Genomic DNA, 16,894 nt, shown 5'->3' with positions numbered 1-16,894 from the left:
GGGTCACCGGTCCGGGTAGAGGATCTTCGCGAGCTCGCCGAACAGCGGCGTCGCATGGTCGGTGTCCAGGGAGGACCGGTTGAGCTCGACCACGATGACCGCCCCGGTGTCCGGCAGGTAGAACATCGCCGTGTTGTAACCCAGGATGGTGCCGTTGTGACCGAGCCAGCCGCCCCAGTCGGCGATGCCCAGGCCGTACGACACCTCGGCGCCCTGGGCCAGCGGCACCGTCTGCAGCCGTTCGCGCTGCAGGCGCTCGCTGATCAGCGCGCCGTTGGCCAGTTCCGCGGCCCAGATGCGCAGGTCGCGCAAGTTGGACACCATCGCCCCGGCGGCCCCGGCGTAACCGGGGTTGGAGTAGGTGACGTCACGCGACGCCTGCCCGTCGCCCGGGTCGGGCGTCTCGTCGTAGCCGCGTGCGTACGGCGGCTCCAGCGCGGGCGTGGTCGGGTAGCCGGTCGAGGCCAGCCCGAGCTTGTCGACGATGTCCTCGGAGATCAGGTCGCCGATCGCCCGGCCGGTGACCCGCTCGACGACCGTCTCGAGCAGGATGTAGTTGGTGTCGGAGTAGTGGAAGCCCTGGCCCGGCGGGAAGTAGGGCTCGTGGTTGCGGGCGATGTCGAGGGCGTCGCGCGGCCCGAAGGACCCCGTCGGGTCGGCCTGGTAGCGCTTCTGGAACTCCGGGTCCTCGGTGTAGTTGTAGACGCCCGCGGTCATGTTCAGCAGCTGCCGGATCGTGATCGTGTTGCCGTCGGGCCAGTCGACGTACCGGCTGAGCGGCTCGTCCAGGCCGATGAGCCCGCGGTCGACCAGCTGCAGCACGACGGTCCCGGCGAACGTCTTGGTGATGCTGCCGACGCGGAACCGGTCGGCGGCGTTCATGACCCGGCCGGTCTCCTGATCGGACACGCCGATCACGCAGATCCAGGTGCCGCGGCCGGGCACGAACACCCCGGCGGTGATCCCGGGAGCCTTCGCGTCGGCGAGCGTCTTGTCGACGGCGGCGTGCATCCGGTCGCGTTCGGCGGTGGTGAAGCCGAAGGCCGCCTGGGGGCAGCCGTCCGGGGCTGCCGCGCGGGCCGGGAACAGCCCGATGGTCAGGGTGAGCACGGCCGCGGCGGCCAGCGCCGCCACCATGTGCCAGGTCTTCACACCCGTTCCCCCGTCCTGTTCGGGGCGTAGCCCGTCCGGGGCACAGTTGTCGGGCTCAGTTTACCGGCGACGTATCCCTAACATGGACAAAACGCCAAGGCGTGTACCCGACTGGGCGCAGGTCGGCGGTCAGCGGGGCGCGTGCCGCCGCGACGCGTCGAGCAGCAGCACGACGAGCCCGGCCAGTGCGTCGGCGGTGTGCTCGGCCGGCCGCAGCGGCAGCACGATGTGGCTGACCACCAGGCGGATGACGGTGTCGGCGGCGAACGCGAGCTCCGCCGGCTCGACCGCGGGCAGAAACGCGCCGGCCCACTCCAGCAGCGGCACCGCCGCGGCCGCCATGACCACGTCGGACCGCGTGGTCAGGTAGGGCAGCAGCGGGTCCGCGCCGCCGCGGGAGCTGGTCAGGATGACGTGGATCAGCGGGTTCGCGGCCGCCTCGTCCAGCGCGAACCGCACCGCGGCGGTGACCGCCGCCCGCACGTGCGATCCGTGCGCGAACAGGGCTGCGCGCACACCCGCCGTGAACAGCTCGATCTCGGCGGCGGCCATGGCGTCGGCCAGCCCGGCGCGGCCGCCGAACTCGTTGTAGACGGTCTGCCGGCTCACCCCGGCCCGCTCGGCGACGCCCGCCATGCGCACCTCGGCCCAACCGCGGGTGACGGTCAGCTCCCGGGCGGCGGCCACGATCGCGGCCCGCGTGGTGTCCCGGTCGAGCCGGACGGGCGGGACGAGCCTGCTGGACGGGGTTGCCATCCCATGACTTTACAAAATACTCGTGATTGTCAACAGTCGATGGAGGTGGGATCGTCGCCGTACACCCCTCATCGCGGAGGCGACCATGAGCGACACGACCTGGCGCGACCCCCGCCGCTGGCTCTGGCCCGCGGCGCTGCTCGTGCCCACGCTGCCCTTCCAGGGCCTGGCCATCGCCCGCGGCGGGCACGAATGGGGCTGGTGGCTGACTCCGGCCGTCGTGTTCGGACTCATCCCGCTCGTCGACCTGCTCGTCGGCGACGACCGGCAGAACCCGCCCGAGGAGGCGACCGCCGCGCTGCAGCGCTCGCGCTACTACCGCGTGCTCACCTACCTCTACCTGCCCCTGCAGTACGCGGCGCTGGCCGCCTGCTGCGCCGGGTGGGCCCGCGGCGGGCTGAGCCCGTTCGGTGCCGTCGGCCTGGTGCTCAGCATCGGCATCGTCAACGGCATCGCCATCAACACCGCGCACGAGCTGGGCCACAAGCGCGAGCACCTGGAACGGTGGCTCTCGAAGATCGCGCTCGCGCCGACCGGTTACGGGCACTTCCACGTCGAGCACAACCGGGGCCACCACGTGCGGGTGGCCACCCCGGAGGATCCGGCCAGCGCCCGGCTGGGGGAGGGCTTCTGGGCCTTCCTGCCGCGTACGGTGCTGGGCAGCCTGCGCTCAGCCTGGCGGTTGGAGACCGCGCGGTTCCGGCTGCGCGGGCGCTCACCTTGGAGCTGGCGCAACGACGTGCTCAACGCCTGGGTCATGACGGTGGTGCTGTTCGCCGGGCTGACCGCCTGGTTCGGGCCGGTGGTGCTGCCGCTGCTGGCCGCGCAGGCCGTGGTCGGCTTCGCGCTGCTCGAGGTGGTGAACTATCTGGAGCATTACGGGCTGGCCCGCCCGCGCAACGACACCGGACGCTACGACAAGGTCGACGCGCGGCACAGCTGGAACAGCGACCGGATCGTCACCAACGTCTTCCTGTTCCAGCTGCAGCGCCACAGTGACCACCACGCCAACCCGCTGCGCCGCTACCAGGTGCTGCGCAGCTTCGACAGCTCGCCGCAACTGCCCGCCGGATACGCCACGATGATCGTTGTCGCATTGCTGCCGCCACTGTGGCGGGCCGTCATGGACCGGCGCGTGCTGGCCCACTACGACCAGGACCTCGGCGCCGCGAACGTGCACCCGCCGGCGCTGGCCCGGCTGCGCTCGCGGTATCCGCTGCCCGCGGCGTGACCGGTATTCCGGCGGGCGTGGCACGGTCCGCGATGGACGCTGCGTTCATCGGAGAAATTCGTGCCGTCACGGCATAGTTGCGTGCTGTGTAATTTTGCGCACTGCGCAAGGTCGTGCGAGGCTCGCACGCATGAGCACCGTGTCCCCACCCGTACGCATGAACCACCGCGAGATCCTGGAGTCCCTGAGCGGACTGCTGCTCGTGCTGTTCGTCGCCATGATCAGCTCGACCATCGTGTCGACCGCGCTGCCCCGGATCGTCGGCGAGCTCAACGGAGATCACGCTGCGATCCAGTGTCGACCTGCCCGCCACCGAGCCCGAGCCCGCGCTGGCCAAGGTCTGACATCGGTCGTCACCCAACTGGTCCGGCTGGGCCGCTGGCCGGTGGTGGTCGCGCCGTGAGCGCCGAGGCGGCCGGTGCGTGCACCTCGAGGCAGCGAGCGGCCCGCGCCGGGGCGCGCGTGACGGAGGCGTTCCGGCGTGGCCAGGCGAGTGAGGGAAGGGGGTCGCCATGCCGTGTGGCGCGTTGCTGACCGGGCTGCTCGCGTTGTTGTCGTCGGCGGTGCTGACCCGGTGCCGGCGGCGGGCGAGGCCGCCCGCTCCCTTGCCGAGGGAGGCGACCGCGGCCGGGTGCGTGCCCGCCCGCGGGTCGGGCGCGACCTGGCGGCGGGCGCGCGGCCCTGGTGCATCCGGACCTGTCCGGCGGCCGCGCAACCGCAACGCCGCAGGCGTGCGATGACCCGGACGAGGCGGTACCAGGTGGCGGGGTCCGGGCACGATCGGGCACACTCTCGCGCGTGAAGTGCACCCCTTTCCCGCAGGTCTCGGCTGGCGCCGCCGACCGGCGGGTGTCGACCGCCCCTGACGGCGGGGGTCGTCAGGCCCGGCCCGTGCCCGATCCGGTCGCGGGCCGCTGAGATGCCGGTCGAGCTGGCGGTGCTGATCGGGTTGCAGGCGGCGGGCAAGAGCACCTTCTGCCGGACGGTGCTCGCCGACGGCCGGGTCGTGGTCAGCAAGGACGACTTCCCCAACGCCCGCCACCGGCAGCGCCGTCAGATGCGGCTGGTCGGTGAGGCACTGGTGGCCGGGCGCAGCGTGGTCGTCGACAACACCAACCCGTCCCCGGCGCAGTGGCAGCCGCTCGTCGACGCGGCTCGTGAACACGGCGCGACGGTCGTCGGCTACTGGTTCCCGCCCGACCCGGCCGGGTCGGCGGCCCGCAACGCCGCCCGTGACGACCGCACCCGGGTGCCGGACGCCGGGCTCCGCGCAGTGCTGCGTGAACTGCGCCGCCCGTGCCGGGCGGACGGGTTCGACCGGCTGTACACGGTGGGCTTCGACGGAGCGGGCGGCTTCCGCGTCGACGCGCTGGACGAGGAGGCATGACCGTGGACGCGGACGAGTTCGAGGCGGCGCAGCGGGCACGGGAGCACTATCACGGGCTGACCGTGCTGCCGGGCGCGTGGACGGTGCTGCGGCTGGACGGCAGGGGATTCTCCCGGTTCACCGAGCAGCACTTCGACAAGCCGTTCGACGAGCGCTTCAGCGGGCACATGATCGCCACCGCGCAGGCGTTGCTGACCGAGCTGGGCGCACGGTACGCGTACACCGAGAGCGACGAGATCTCGGTGCTGCTGCCGCCCGGCTTCGACCTGTTCGGGCGCAGCGTGGAGAAGCTGGTCTCGATCTCGGCCGGGTTGGCGAGCGCGACGTTCACGCACGCCGGGGGTGTCCCGGTGACCTTCGACTCGCGGATCTGGCTCGGCGTCTCGGTCGACGACGTGGCCGACTACTTCTCCTGGCGGCAGGCCGACGCGGCCCGGTGCGCCCTCAACGGCTGGTGTTACTGGACGCTGCGCAAGGCCGGCAAGAGCCGTAGACAGGCCACTGCTGCCCTCGACGGCGCGACGACTGCGGGCAAGAACGAGCTGCTGTACCAGCACGGGATCAACTTCAACGAGCTGCCGATGTGGCAGCGGCGGGGCGTCGGGCTGTGGTGGGAGACGTACGAGCGGCCCGGCCACGACCCGGTGCGCGGCGTCGACGTCACCGTGACCCGCCGCCGGATCCGGGTGGATCGCGAGCTGCCCATGAAGGACGCGTACCGCACGCTGATCGGGCAGCTGGCGTGACTCCGGCGACGGGCCTTGGCTGACGTCGCCCTGCCGGGGCCGATCTCTGAGAGATGCCAAGGTGCTCTGCCAGAGGGGGCACAAATGTGTACACGAACGTGTTCACATGATCCATGCTGATCGAAACGTTGTCGGTACGCGAGGCCAGGGAGCAATTGCCGACAGTGCTGGAGCGGTTCCGTAACGGTGACCGTACGCCTGTGGGGGTGGGCTCGCACCGTAAGACAGAGGCCGTGATGGTTCCGGTTGAGGTGTTCGACGAGTTGATCGCCGAGCGCGCGCGATCGATCGCACAGGCTGCTGCGTCGGTCCGTGCCGAAGGACTGGTCGTCGAATCCGACGTCGAGGCGATCACCGAGCAGTGGGCCCGTGGTGAGCTCACCACAGCACAGATGCGGGAAATGGTGCGTCGGCTCTACAGTCTGCGGCTTCTGGACCAACTCGTCGACCGCTGATCCTCGCGACAGTCAGCCCAGCGCCTTGATCGCCGGGATGATCGTCTCCCCGTACGCGGCCAGCGTGTGCTCCATGTCGTCGTGCTGCAGATACACCGCGAACTGGTCCACGCCCAGCTCCTTGAGCCGGGTCAGCTTCTCGATGTGGGCCTGCGCGGGTCCGAGCACGCAGAACCGGTCCACGATGTCGTCGGTGACGAACGCGGTGTGCGCGTTGTCGGCGCGGCCGTGCTCCGCGTAGTCGTAACCCTCTCGGCCCTTGATGTACTCGGCCAGCGCGTGCGGGACCGCGCCGTGGTCGCCGTAGCGGGCGACGATGTCGGCGATGTGGTTGCCGACCATGCCGCCGAACCAGCGGACCTGGTCGCGCTGGTGGGCCAGGTCGTCGCCGACGTACGCGGGCGCGGCGACGCAGATCTTGACCGCGGACGGGTCGCGCCCGGCCTGCTCGGCGGCCTTGCGCACGTGTTTGATCATCCACTCGGTGATGTCGAGGTCGGCGAGCTGGAGGATGAAGCCGTCGCCGACCTCACCGGTCACCTTGATCGCTTTGGGCCCGTACGCGGCGACCCAGACTTCCAGGGCCGACTCCTTGACCCACGGCAGCTGCATCTCGATGCCGCGGTGCGTCGCCTCGCGCCCGTTGGCCAGGGCCCGGATCACGCCGACGGCCTCGCGCAGGTGCGCGATGTCGACCGGGGGCAGGCCGAGGGTGCGCCGGGCCGAGTCGCCGCGGCCGATGCCGCAGATCGTGCGGTTGCCGTACATCTCGTTGAGGGTGGCGAAGGTGCTGGCGGTGACGGTGACGTCGCGGGTGCCGGGGTTGGTCACCATCGGCCCGACGACGACCTTCTCGGTGGCGGCCAGGATCGCGCTGTAGATGACGTACGGCTCCTGCCAGAGCAGGTGCGAGTCGAACGACCACACGTGGCTGAACCCGGCCGCCTCGGCCCGCTGCGACAGCTCGACCACCCGCCGCGCGGGCGGGTCCAGCTGGAACACGACCCCGATGTCCACTGTGCGCTTCCTTTCGAGCTGTCGTTCTGGCTGGTCGACAGGGGTGGTGGGTTAAGAAGGTGCCCTTCCTCTACGCAGAGCGATGTACAGCGCAGCTGCTCGTCTCGCTGACGCGAGCCGACGATGCCCTTCCTTACAACAGGTAGGTGGAGAGGCCTCGGGGGAGGTAGCGGCCGTGGCCTTTGTGGCCGTGGAAGGTGTCGTCGGCGACGAGGACCGTGCCGCGGGAGATGACGGTGTCGACCTTTCCCGCGATGTCGTAGCCCTCGTAGGCGGAGTGGTCCATGTTCATGTGGTGGGTGGCGACGCTGATGCGGGTGCGGCCGTTCGGGTCGTAGACGACGATGTCGGCGTCGGAGCCGGGGGCGAGCACGCCCTTGCGGGGGTAGAGGCCGAACATGCGGGCGGGGGTGGTGGCGAGGGTCTCGACCCAGCGGGACAGGGAGAGTTTGCCGTCGACGACGCCCTGGTAGAGCAGGTCGACGCGGTGTTCGACCCCGCCGATGCCGTTGGGGATCTTCGAGAAGTCGCCGAGGCCGAGTTCCTTCTGCTCCTTGAAGCAGAACGGGCAGTGGTCGGTGGAGACCACGGCGAGGTCGTTGGTGCGCAGGCCGCGCCAGAGGTCGCGCTGGTGCGGCTCGTGCTTGGAGCGCAGGGGGGTGGAGCAGACCCATTTCGCGCCCTCGAAGCCGGGTGCGCCGAGCTGGTCCTCCAGGGTCAGGTACAGGTATTGCGGGCAGGTCTCGGCGAAGACGTTGCGTCCGTTGTCGCGGGCTGCGGCGACGGCTTCGAGGGCCTGGGAGGCGGACAGGTGCACGATGTAGAGCGGGGTGTCGCCGGCGACCTGGGCCAGGGAGATGGCGCGGCGGGTCGCCTCGGCTTCGAGTTCGGCGGGGCGGGTCAGGCCGTGGTTGACCGGGTCGGTCTCGCCGCGGGACAGGGCCTGGCCGATGAGCACGTCGATGGCGATGCCGTTCTCGGCGTGCATCATGATCATGGAGCCGTTGTCGCGGGCCTTCTGCATGGCGCGCAGGATCTGGCCGTCATCGCTGTAGAACACGCCGGGGTATGCCATGAACAGCTTGAAGCTGGTCACGCCTTCGGTGTCGACGAGGGAGTCCATGGCCTTCAGGGACTCGTCGTCGACCCCGCCGATGATCATGTGGAAGCCGTAGTCGACGTGGCAGTTGCCGTCGGCCTTGGCGTGCCAGGCGGCCAGCCCGTCGGGGACCCGCTCGCCGGTGCGCTGCACGGCGAAGTCGACGATCGTGGTGGTGCCGCCGAACGCGGCCGCGCGGGTGCCGGTCTCGAAGGTGTCGGAGGCGGCGGTGCCGCCGAAGGGCAGCTCCATGTGGGTGTGCACGTCGACCGCGCCGGGGATGACGTACTTGCCGGTCGCGTCGACGACCCGCGCGCCCTCGACCGGCGGGGTGCTGTCCGGCGAGAACAGCCCGGCGATCTTCTCGCCCTCGACCAGCACGTCCGCGGGGTGGACGCCGGTCGCGGTGACCACCGTCCCGCCTTTGATCAGCAGATACACGCCGCGCCTCCTCAGGCCTCGGTCAGCGGGGCGTACGCGTCGGGCCTGCGGTCGCGGTAGAACTGCCAGCGGTCGCGCACCGTCTCTAGCAGGCCCAGGTCGAGATCCCGGACGAGCAGCTCCGGCTGGTGTGCGTCGGCGGTGTCACCGACGAAAGCCCCTTCCGGGTCGACGAAGTAGGAGGTGCCGTAGAAGTCGTCGTCGCCCAGGTCCTCGATGCCGACCCGGTTGATCGCACCGATGAAGTACTCGTTGGCCACCGCGGACGCGGGCTGCTCCAGCTGCCACAGATACGAGGAGAGCCCGCGGCTGGTCGCCGACGGGTTGAACACCATCTGGGCTCCGTTGAGCCCGAGCGCCCGCCAGCCCTCCGGGAAGTGCCGGTCGTAGCAGATGTACACACCGACCCTGCCCACAGCCGTGTCGAAGACGGGGTAGCCGAGGTTGCCGGGCCGGAAGTAGAACTTCTCCCAGAACCCCTTGACCTGCGGGATGTGGGTCTTGCGGTACTTGCCCAGGTAACTGCCGTCGGCGTCGACGACCGCCGCGGTGTTGTACAGGACGCCGGGCTGCTCCTGCTCGTACATCGGCAGGACCATCACCATGCCCAGCTCGCGGGCCAGGGCCTGGAAGCGCTCGGTGGTCGGGCCCGGGATCGACTCGGCGTAGGAGTAGTACTGCGCGTCCTGGACCTGGCAGAAGTACGGGCCGTAGAACAGCTCCTGGAAACAGATCACCTTCGCGCCCAACGCGGCGGCCTGGCGCGCGTACTCCTCATGCGCCTTGATCATGGATTCCTTGTCACCGGTCCAGGTCGTCTGGACCAGCGCGGCACGGATCACGCGCGACATGCGGCACCTCCTGCGAGCCTGTTGAGCCGGTACTCCAGGTAACCAGGCGAACTGCACCGGTGTGCCCCGACGTGCCGGATAAGCAAGCATATTCTCGGCGAATGCCGTAAAGCTCTGCGGGCCCTGCCCGGCCGCCGGGGGAAAGCGCAGGTGGCGGGCGAGGGGGCAGCGGGCGACGGCGCGGGCCGGGAGAATGCTTCGCCATGACCAGAGAAGGCTCGTCGCTGCCCGACTGGATGCGCAAGGACGCCGAGCCCGTGCGCACCACGATCTATTGGCGTGTCACCCAGTGGCTCGGCAGGCAATGGTGGTGCGGCGGCGTATGGCGGACGGTGCGCGACCGTCCCCGGCTGTCCCGGCGCTTCCCGCGCACGTACGCCGTCGTGGCGTGGCTGCTGGCCGTCGCGATCGCGTTCTGGCTGGGCTACAAGATCATCCAGCTCTACAACCTGATCATCACCGGCGCGGTATAGCTCGCGGCGCGGCGCTCGGCCCAACGGAGTATTGCCATATGTCTCTATGGCGCTGGACACTCGTGCATCGTCGAGCGCCAGAAGGGGCAGCCATGAGTGATCCCGCGCAGACAACCGACAGCGACTCCGCACGACTAGCCGAACTCGGCTACAAGCAGGAACTGCACCGCGGGTGGAGCGGCTTCTCCAACTTCGCCATCTCGTTCTCCATCATCTCGATCCTGGCCGGCTGCTTCACCACGTTCGGCCAGGCCTGGATGAACGGCGGCCCGATCGCCGTCTCCTGGGGCTGGCCGATCATCTCCGCGTTCATCCTGATCATCGGGTTGTGCCTGTCCGAGCTGGTCTCGGCGTATCCGACCGCGGGCGGCATCTACTGGTGGGCGGCGAAGCTGGGTCGGCCGGTGCACGGGTGGTTCACCGGCTGGTTCAACCTCATCGGCCTGGTCGCGGTGACCGCGTCGGTCGACTACGGCTGCGCGACCTTCCTCAACCTGGCGCTGGCCAACACCGTGCCGGGCTGGGCGGGCACCTTCACCCAGGCGTTCTACCTGTTTCTGGGCATCCTGGCGCTGCACGCGCTGATCAACGTCTTCGGCGCGCGGGTCATCAACCGGCTGCAGGACATCTCGGTCTGGTGGCACGTGTTCGGCGCGGCCGTCATCGTGGCCATCCTCGTCGTCGTGCCGACCAGCCACCAGAGCCCCTCCTTCGTCTTCACCGAGACGATCAACGGCAACGGCTTCAACGGCGGCAGCACCTCGGGCCTGGGCTTCTGGCTGTACGTGCTGCCCCTGGGCGGGCTGCTCACGCAGTACACGATCACCGGGTTCGACGCCTGCGCGCACGTGGCGGAGGAGACCCGCGGGGCGGCCCTGAACGCGGCCAAGGCGCTGTGGCGGTCCATCTTCTACTCCGCGATCGGCGGCTGGATCCTGCTGCTGGCGTTGCTGTTCGCGGTCCAGGACGCGGGCGCGGTCACCGAGGGCTACGGCTCCGTCGGGGTGCTGCTGCAGGGCGCGCTGTCGTCCGGCTTCTTCAAAATCGTGATCATAATCTCCGTGGTCGGCCAGTTCTTCTGCGGCATGAGCTGCGTGACCAGCATGTCGCGGATGATGTACGCGTTCAGCCGCGACGGCGCGGTGCCCGGCTGGCGGCTGTGGACCCGGCTGGACCGCAACGGCACCCCGGTCTGGTCCGTCGTCGCCGGCTGTGTCGCGGGCGGCCTGCTCACCCTGCCTGCCCTGTACCAGAAGAACGGTGCCCCGATCGCCTTCTACGCGGTGGTCTCCGTCGCCGTGATCGGCCTCTACCTGGCCTTCCTCATCCCGATCATGCTGCGGCTGAAGGCCGGCGACAGCTTCGAGCCGGGCCCGTGGACACTGGGCCGGCGCTACAAGGTGCTGGCCTGGATCGCGTCCATCGAGATCATCGTGATCTCGGTGTACTTCATCCTGCCGACCGTGCCGGCCGGGGTGCCGTTCAGCGACGAGTTCGACTGGTCCGCGGTGAACTACGCGCCGATCGCAGTCGGTACGGTGATGCTGCTGATCGGGGTGTGGTGGATCGTGTCCGCGCGGAAGTGGTTCACCGGACCCCGGCGTACTGTGGATCTCCCCGCCGGGGTCGCGACCGCCGACGCCCCGGTAGCGGTGCTGGACTGACCGCCGGGCCGCGCGGCAGCCGGAAGGCTGTCGCGCGACCCGGTCCGGCCGGGACGCCGAACGGGGAATCACCGTCGGGCGGTGGCTGAAGAAGGTGGAATGAGGTGTGGCTAGGCGAGACGATCCGCCCACCCGCGCGCACGGCGAGCTGCTGGCCGCGGAGTGGGTGACGTTCCGCGACCTGCTCGTGGCGGGCCGGTCGGCTGACGCCATCGCGCTCGCCGACCGCATCGTCGCGGAGTCCGGCGATGCGCTGCGGATCGCCCAGGCCCTCATCGAGAAGGTCGCGGGCCTGCTCAATCAGGGTCCGGCCGCGCGTCCCGCGCCGCTGCTGGACCGGATCGCCGAGCTGCTGCGACAGGCGGGCCACCACCCCCGGCTCACCGGCGAATACCACGTGCTCGCCGCGTACGCGGCGTTCGCCGACGGGTCGATGAGCACCGCGGTCAGCAACCTGGTGCAGGCCGAGCGGGTGCTGCGCGGCATGACCGAGGCCAACCAGGCGGCGGTGAGCACCTGGCACGACATGTCGGTGACGTACTCGGCGATGGGCTTCCACGCCAAGGCCGTCGAGGCGATGCGGGCGGGCCGGCGCGTGTGCGTGGCCGCGGGCATCGCCGAAGCGAACTGCGCCTGCCTGGAGACGCTGGTGCGCTCGGCCGTGGCGCGCGACCACCAGGGCATGTCCGACGACTGCGTACGCGAGCTGTGGGAGGTGGTGACCTTCGGCCGTGCCGCGGAACCGGAACTGACCGTGTCCGACCGCACCTACCTGCGGTATGCCGCAGCCCGGCTGGCCGCGTCCGGCCACCGCCCCGCCGGCGGCGACCCGGTGCCCGGCGGGACCACGCCGGACAGCCCGGACCGGTCGTTCTCGCAGGTCGTGTACCTGACCGCGGTGTGCGAGGCGATCGCCGAGGACCGCCCCGAGGATGCGCTGCGCCTGCTCGGCGAGCCGGCGGCCGTCGGGAGCTGGCTCGGCGAGGCCGAACCGCACCGGCTGCGCTCGATCGCGCTGTCGCGCATCGGCGACCACGCGGGCGCGGTGCAGGCCGAACGGGCCATGCTGCGGGTCATCACGCGTGACGACGGCACGCTGCGGGACCGGTACATCGACAGCGTCAACGCCCGCCTGGATCAGGACCGGCTGCGGCAGATCGCCCAGGAGCACGCCGACGCGGCGATGAGCGACCCGCTGACCGGCCTGCCCAACCGGCGGCGGATCACGGCGTTCGCCGCCGAGCTGGCGGCCCGCGGCGCGGACGCGGCGGTGGGCCTGATCGACCTGGACGGCTTCAAGGCCGTCAACGACACCCACGGGCACAGCTCGGGCGACCTGGTGCTGCAGCGGATCGCCGGGTTGCTGGCGCAGAGCGTACGAGGCCAGGACCTGCCCGCCCGGTTCGGCGGCGACGAGTTCATGGTCATCCTGCCCGAGACGGGGCTCGCCGAGGCGCGTGAGGTCGGTGGGCGCATCATCGCGTCGGTGGTCGGGGAGGACTGGGAGGCACTGGTGCCCGGGACCCCGGTGGGCATGAGCATGGGCTGGGCGGCGCTGCCCGCGGGCGGCGACCTCGACGCCGTGGTGCGCTCCGCCGACGAGGAGCTCTACCGCGAGAAACGATCCCTCCGCACGGCCTGACCGGCCGCCGTCGAGCCATTCACACGGTGGTGCGACACGACGGTCATCGGGGCAGTTCGGGTGCGCATGCGTGTTACATTCCCCGAGTTATAACCTCGTCCTCCCGTATATCCGAAGCGCCCGAGAAACGACCCGGGCGCTGTCCGCATTGGCGCGGTGCGGGAGGCGAAGAGTTCACACGGAGTGGACTCGCAGCCTCACCAAGGAGTATCTGACATGGCTGTCGGCACCGTGAAGTGGTTCAACGCGGAAAAGGGCTTCGGCTTCATCACCCCGGACGGCGGCGGAGCGGACGTGTTCGCGCACTTCTCCGCGATCCAGTCCAACGGCTACCGGAGCCTCGACGAGAACCAGCGGGTCGAGTTCGAGATCACCCAGGGCCAGAAGGGCCCGCAGGCCGCAAACATCCGTAAGGTCTGAGCACGCATAGATCCGAGGGACGGGCCTGGTGCCCGTCCCTCGGGCGTTCACCGTGCGAGCGTGAGCACGATCTTGCCCGCGGTGCGGCCGCGCTCGCCCAGCTCATGTGCCCGCCCCGCCTCCGCCAGCGGGAAGACGTCCGCGACCAGCGGCTTCAGCTGCCCGCCGTCGGCCAGGGCCGCGAGCTGGGTGAGACCGGCGTGGTCCGGCTCGACCAGCAGGGTCACCGCACGCCGACCCGCCTCTCGGGCCTTCGCCGCCAGGCGCTGCGCCGCGAACACCGCCACGATGCTGACCAGCAGTCCGCCCGGGCGCAGCACCGACAGCGAGCGCTCCTCGTAGTCGCCGCCCACCGTGTCCAGCACCACGTCCATGTCGCGCACGGCCCCGGTGAAGTCGGTCGTCCGGTAGTCCACGCAGACGTCGGCACCCCACCCCCGCAACAGGTCGTGCCGTGAGCCGCTCGCCGTCGCGACGACGTATGCGCCGCGGGCCTTGGCGATCTGCACCGCCAGATGCCCCACGCCGCCCGCCGCGGCGTGCACCAGGACCCGGTCGCCCGCCCGCACCCCGGCGGTGTCCACCAGCGCCTGCCACGCGGTGAGCCCCGCCAGCGGCAGCGCCGCCGCCTCGACGTGGCTCAGCGTCACGGGCTTGCGGGCGAAGTGCCGCGACGGCGCGGCGACGTACTCGGCGTAGGCTCCCGCGGCCCGGGGGAAGTGCGGCATGCCGTACACCTCGTCGCCGGGCTGGAAGCGGGTCACGCCCGCGCCGACCGCCGCGACCACCCCGGAGACGTCCCAGCCGACCGTGAACGGCGGAGTGAGGAAAAGGCCATGGCGGCGGACGTTCCAGTCGACCGGGTTCACCCCGGCCGCGTGCACCTCGACGAGCACCTCGGTAGGGCCGGGGACCGGACGCTCGACCTCTGCCGGGGTGAGGACCTCGGGCCCGCCCAGGGTCTGCTGGCGCATCGCTCGCATGTGTGCTGACATGCGGTCCATCGTGGAGCCGGACGGTATCCATTGTGTAGAAGGCACCTCGATGGTATTCAGGTACCTTATGGAAACCATCCCCGACCTGCGGGCCTGTGGCGGCGCTGACGCCTACCTGCGCGGGTGCGCCTCCCGCACCGTGCTCGACGTGCTCGCCAACAAGTGGACCTGCCTGATCCTCGGCGCCCTGGTGCCCGGGCGGATGCGTTTCGGGGAGCTGAAGCGCCGGCTCGACGGCATCTCGCAGAAGAGCCTCACCAAGGCGCTGCGCGAACTCGAACGGGACGGCCTGCTGCACCGCTCGGTCTACCCCACCATCCCGCCCCGGGTGGAATACCGGCTGACCGACCTCGGGCGCAGCGCCGCCGCTCTCGTGTGGGCGATCCGGGGCTGGGCCGAGGAACACCTCGACGAGATCGTCGTCGCCCGCAATGCGTACGACGTGTCGTCCACACGCGAGGTGCAGCCGGTCGAGTGACGTGCAAACCGGGATAGGGTAGGCACATGGCACGGTTGACCTATGACCGGTACTGCGACGAGGTGTCCGCCCAGACCGCGCTGCTGCGCGAGGTGCTGCCGGGCGACGACCTGAGCGCGAAGGTGCCGACCTGCCCGGACTGGACACTCGCCGACCTGGTCCGGCACGTCGGCGGCAACGTGCACATGACCGACGCCGCCGTGCGCGGCGAGCCCGGCCCGCGACCGGCCGCGCCCGGTGACCGCACCCGGGCGGGGGTGCCCGACACCGACGACCCGGACACGCTGACCACCTGGATGCAGGACGGCGCGGACGCGTACGCCCGCACCCTGCGCGAGCGCGACCCGCAGGACGTGGTCGAGATCTTCGGCCTGCCGCAGACGCTGACCTTCTGGGCTCGCCGGGCCGTGTGCGACATCCTCGTGCACCGCGCGGACGCGGCGCTGACGACCGGCGCGGGCTACACCCTGGCGCCCGACCTGGCCGCCGACGCCCTCGACGAACTGCTGGAGATGGCCACCGATCCGCAGGTGGGCACGCGGGTGTTCGCGAAACTTCCCGAGCTGTTCGGCCCACCGCGCTCGATCCACCTGCACGCCACCGACACCGTCGAAGGCCTCGACGCCGAATGGCTCATCGAGCTCGGCCCGGACGGCGTCACCTGGCGGCACGGCCACGAGAAGGCCGCCGTCGCGCTGCAGGCGCCGCTGACCGAGTTGCTGCTGATCCTCTACCGCCGGCTGCCGCTCGACTTCGCGCAGGTCCACGTGCACGGCGACCGCGAGCTGCTCGAGGGCTGGCTGGAACGCGTCTCGATGGGCTGAGCCGCTCAGCAGGTCGAGTGCAGCAGCGCGCCCACCCGTACGCCCGCGTCGGCCAGCAGGTTGTAGACGCGCACCGCCTCCCGGGTCTCCGCGATGTGCACATCGACGCCGCGTTCGGCCAGGTACGTCTCGGTCTCCGGCATCACCTGCAGCACCAGCTGCTGGCCCAGCGACAGCACCACCGAGGTCGCGCCCGCCGCCAGCAGCGGCTCGACGTCGGCGGGCTGGATGCCGGGGGAGTGCCGGGTGCCGGTGACGTTCCAGTCCCACGCGCCGCCGCCGCCGGGGTGCAGCGCGGCGTCCTTGACCCGGCCCACACCCTCGATCTCGATCTCGCCCCACGTCAGCGACAGCACCTTCGGCGATCTCCGCTCATCCACGTCCGGCATTGTGGCACGATGCACCCGCCCGCCGTACCGCAGAAAGGCCGCCAGGTGACCGAGCCGCCCGCCGCCGCACCGCCCCGTCTGGACCTGGAGCGCGCAGGGCACGTCGCGACGATCCGCATCGTCAACCCGGCCCGGCGCAACGCCATGACCAACGACATGTGGGCCCGGCTGCCGGAGCTGCTCGACGAGCTCGCCGGCGACCCTGACGTACGGGTGCTGGTGCTCACCGGCGCGGGCGGCACCTTCTGCGCCGGGGCCGACATCACCGAGGTGGACCGGCTGATCGCCGACGGCGACCGCAGCCTGGCGGTGCTCGCCGAGGAGCGGCTGGCCCGGTTTCCGAAACCGACGCTGGCCTGGATCTCCGGGGACTGCGTGGGTGGCGGCTGCCAGCTCGCGGTCGCCTGCGACCTGCGCTTCGCCGCCGAGGGCAGCCGGTTCGGGGTCACCCCGGCCCGGCTGGGCATCGTCTATCCCGCGCCGACGACCCGGCGGCTGGTCGCGTTGATCGGCCCGGCCGCGGCCAAGCACCTGCTGTACTCGGCCGAGCTGATCGAGGCCGAACGGGCCCTGCGTGTCGGCCTGGTCGACGAGCTGCACCCGGCGGACCGGCTCGCCGAACGGGTCGCCGCGTTCGCCGCGACCCTGGCCGCCCGTTCGTCGCTGACGCAGGTCGCCGCGAAGGAGATCGTGACGATGGCGGGCGACGGCCACCACGACGACACCCGGGTGTCCTACTGGCATCGCCAGATGGCCGAGTCCGGCGAGGCCGTCGAGGGCATCGCCGCCTTCGTCGAGCGCCGCCGTCCCGACTTCCGCTGGTCCCCGCACTGACGGCCGCCCGCCCGATCCTCTTGATCGTCCGACTTGCCAG

The 16,894-nt window shown here is 70.8% G+C and carries 19 protein-coding genes; 12 read left to right on the top strand and 7 right to left on the bottom strand.

All coding sequences use genetic code 11. The annotated features are described in order from the left end of the window. Nucleotides 1-3: 3 nt before the first annotated feature. Both FLL47_RS37660 and FLL47_RS37655 read right to left on the bottom strand, forming a co-directional pair. Entirely contained in the window at nt 4-1,152 is a 1,149-nt protein-coding gene (locus FLL47_RS37660; RefSeq protein WP_144127448.1) for a serine hydrolase domain-containing protein, read from the bottom strand. A gap of 129 nt (nt 1,153-1,281) precedes the next feature. Next, nucleotides 1,282-1,908: a TetR/AcrR family transcriptional regulator gene (locus FLL47_RS37655; protein ID WP_144127447.1), complete on the bottom strand. Its 627-nt coding sequence runs from the start codon at nt 1,906-1,908 to the stop codon at nt 1,282-1,284. 85 nt (nt 1,909-1,993) lie between these two features. On the opposite strand from FLL47_RS37655, the gene FLL47_RS37650 reads away from it, so the two are divergent. From FLL47_RS37650 to FLL47_RS37630, 5 genes are all read left to right on the top strand, one after another. Further along, nucleotides 1,994-3,139 (top strand): alkane 1-monooxygenase, encoded by a 1,146-nt coding sequence (locus tag FLL47_RS37650; protein ID WP_144127446.1) that lies wholly within the window; start codon nt 1,994-1,996, stop codon nt 3,137-3,139. A 130-nt stretch (nt 3,140-3,269) separates the two neighbouring features. Continuing rightward, the gene (locus tag FLL47_RS43360; RefSeq protein WP_186316153.1) at nt 3,270-3,542 is read left to right on the top strand and encodes a hypothetical protein; all 273 of its coding nucleotides are present in this window, start codon (nt 3,270-3,272) and stop codon (nt 3,540-3,542) included. Between the two features lie 516 nt (nt 3,543-4,058). Beyond that, nucleotides 4,059-4,526 carry an ATP-binding protein gene (locus FLL47_RS37640; RefSeq protein WP_144127445.1) on the top strand — a complete coding sequence of 156 codons (468 nt, stop codon included), beginning with the start codon at nt 4,059-4,061 and terminating at the stop codon, nt 4,524-4,526. Then, nucleotides 4,523-5,272 (top strand): tRNA(His) guanylyltransferase Thg1 family protein, encoded by a 750-nt coding sequence (locus tag FLL47_RS37635; RefSeq protein ID WP_144127444.1) that lies wholly within the window; start codon nt 4,523-4,525, stop codon nt 5,270-5,272. Before FLL47_RS37640 ends, FLL47_RS37635 begins: the two co-directional genes overlap by 4 nt. Nucleotides 5,273-5,385: 113 nt before the next feature. Continuing rightward, nucleotides 5,386-5,727 carry an antitoxin VbhA family protein gene (locus FLL47_RS37630; RefSeq protein WP_144127443.1) on the top strand — a complete coding sequence of 114 codons (342 nt, stop codon included), beginning with the start codon at nt 5,386-5,388 and terminating at the stop codon, nt 5,725-5,727. A gap of 12 nt (nt 5,728-5,739) precedes the next feature. On the opposite strand, the gene FLL47_RS37625 is transcribed toward FLL47_RS37630, so the two are convergent. The 3 genes from FLL47_RS37625 to FLL47_RS37615 form a co-directional block, all read right to left on the bottom strand. Beyond that, complete coding sequence (locus FLL47_RS37625; RefSeq protein ID WP_144127442.1) at nt 5,740-6,744, bottom strand: TIGR03842 family LLM class F420-dependent oxidoreductase; 1,005 nt, start codon at nt 6,742-6,744, stop codon at nt 5,740-5,742. A gap of 133 nt (nt 6,745-6,877) precedes the next feature. After that, nucleotides 6,878-8,284 (bottom strand): dihydropyrimidinase, encoded by a 1,407-nt coding sequence (hydA, locus tag FLL47_RS37620; protein WP_144127441.1) that lies wholly within the window; start codon nt 8,282-8,284, stop codon nt 6,878-6,880. Nucleotides 8,285-8,295: 11 nt separating this feature from the next. Further along, nucleotides 8,296-9,135, bottom strand: coding sequence for a nitrilase-related carbon-nitrogen hydrolase (locus FLL47_RS37615; RefSeq protein WP_144127440.1), 840 nt, complete (start codon nt 9,133-9,135; stop codon nt 8,296-8,298). 203 nt (nt 9,136-9,338) lie between these two features. Here FLL47_RS37615 and FLL47_RS37610 point away from each other — a divergent pair, with 203 nt between their 5' ends. The 4 genes from FLL47_RS37610 to cspE all read left to right on the top strand — a co-directional run bounded on the left by FLL47_RS37610 (nt 9,339) and on the right by cspE (nt 13,334). Further along, complete coding sequence (locus tag FLL47_RS37610) at nt 9,339-9,608, top strand: hypothetical protein (protein ID WP_144127439.1); 270 nt, start codon at nt 9,339-9,341, stop codon at nt 9,606-9,608. A gap of 92 nt (nt 9,609-9,700) precedes the next feature. Further along, complete coding sequence (locus FLL47_RS37605; protein WP_144127438.1) at nt 9,701-11,272, top strand: amino acid permease; 1,572 nt, start codon at nt 9,701-9,703, stop codon at nt 11,270-11,272. A 106-nt stretch (nt 11,273-11,378) separates the two neighbouring features. After that, nucleotides 11,379-12,914: a GGDEF domain-containing protein gene (locus FLL47_RS37600; protein WP_144127437.1), complete on the top strand. Its 1,536-nt coding sequence runs from the start codon at nt 11,379-11,381 to the stop codon at nt 12,912-12,914. Nucleotides 12,915-13,130: 216 nt separating this feature from the next. Next, the gene (gene cspE, locus FLL47_RS37595; protein ID WP_144127436.1) at nt 13,131-13,334 is read left to right on the top strand and encodes a transcription antiterminator/RNA stability regulator CspE; all 204 of its coding nucleotides are present in this window, start codon (nt 13,131-13,133) and stop codon (nt 13,332-13,334) included. A gap of 47 nt (nt 13,335-13,381) precedes the next feature. Here the strand turns inward: cspE and FLL47_RS37590 are convergent, their stop codons facing one another. After that, on the bottom strand, nt 13,382-14,329 hold the full coding sequence (locus tag FLL47_RS37590; RefSeq protein ID WP_144127435.1) for an NADP-dependent oxidoreductase: 948 nt from the start codon (nt 14,327-14,329) through the stop codon (nt 13,382-13,384). A gap of 67 nt (nt 14,330-14,396) precedes the next feature. On the opposite strand from FLL47_RS37590, the gene FLL47_RS37585 reads away from it, so the two are divergent. Together FLL47_RS37585 and FLL47_RS37580 are read left to right on the top strand one after the other, a co-directional pair. Further along, nucleotides 14,397-14,807 (top strand): winged helix-turn-helix transcriptional regulator, encoded by a 411-nt coding sequence (locus tag FLL47_RS37585; protein WP_144127434.1) that lies wholly within the window; start codon nt 14,397-14,399, stop codon nt 14,805-14,807. 26 nt (nt 14,808-14,833) lie between these two features. Next, on the top strand, nt 14,834-15,631 hold the full coding sequence (locus FLL47_RS37580; protein ID WP_144127433.1) for a maleylpyruvate isomerase family mycothiol-dependent enzyme: 798 nt from the start codon (nt 14,834-14,836) through the stop codon (nt 15,629-15,631). A gap of 5 nt (nt 15,632-15,636) precedes the next feature. Here FLL47_RS37580 and FLL47_RS37575 read toward each other — a convergent pair whose 3' ends face one another. Then, a complete protein-coding gene (locus tag FLL47_RS37575) occupies nt 15,637-16,011 on the bottom strand; it encodes an Mth938-like domain-containing protein (RefSeq protein WP_246159191.1) in 375 nt (124 codons plus the stop codon). A 54-nt stretch (nt 16,012-16,065) separates the two neighbouring features. Between FLL47_RS37575 and FLL47_RS37570 the strand changes: the two genes are divergently transcribed. Continuing rightward, nucleotides 16,066-16,854 (top strand): enoyl-CoA hydratase/isomerase family protein, encoded by a 789-nt coding sequence (locus FLL47_RS37570; protein ID WP_246159189.1) that lies wholly within the window; start codon nt 16,066-16,068, stop codon nt 16,852-16,854. Nucleotides 16,855-16,894: the final 40 nt, after the last annotated feature.

This window comes from Catellatospora sichuanensis, from assembly GCF_007483665.1.
GTDB lineage: Bacteria > Actinomycetota > Actinomycetes > Mycobacteriales > Micromonosporaceae > Catellatospora > Catellatospora sichuanensis.
This window is presented reverse-complemented; position numbering and strand designations above follow the sequence as displayed.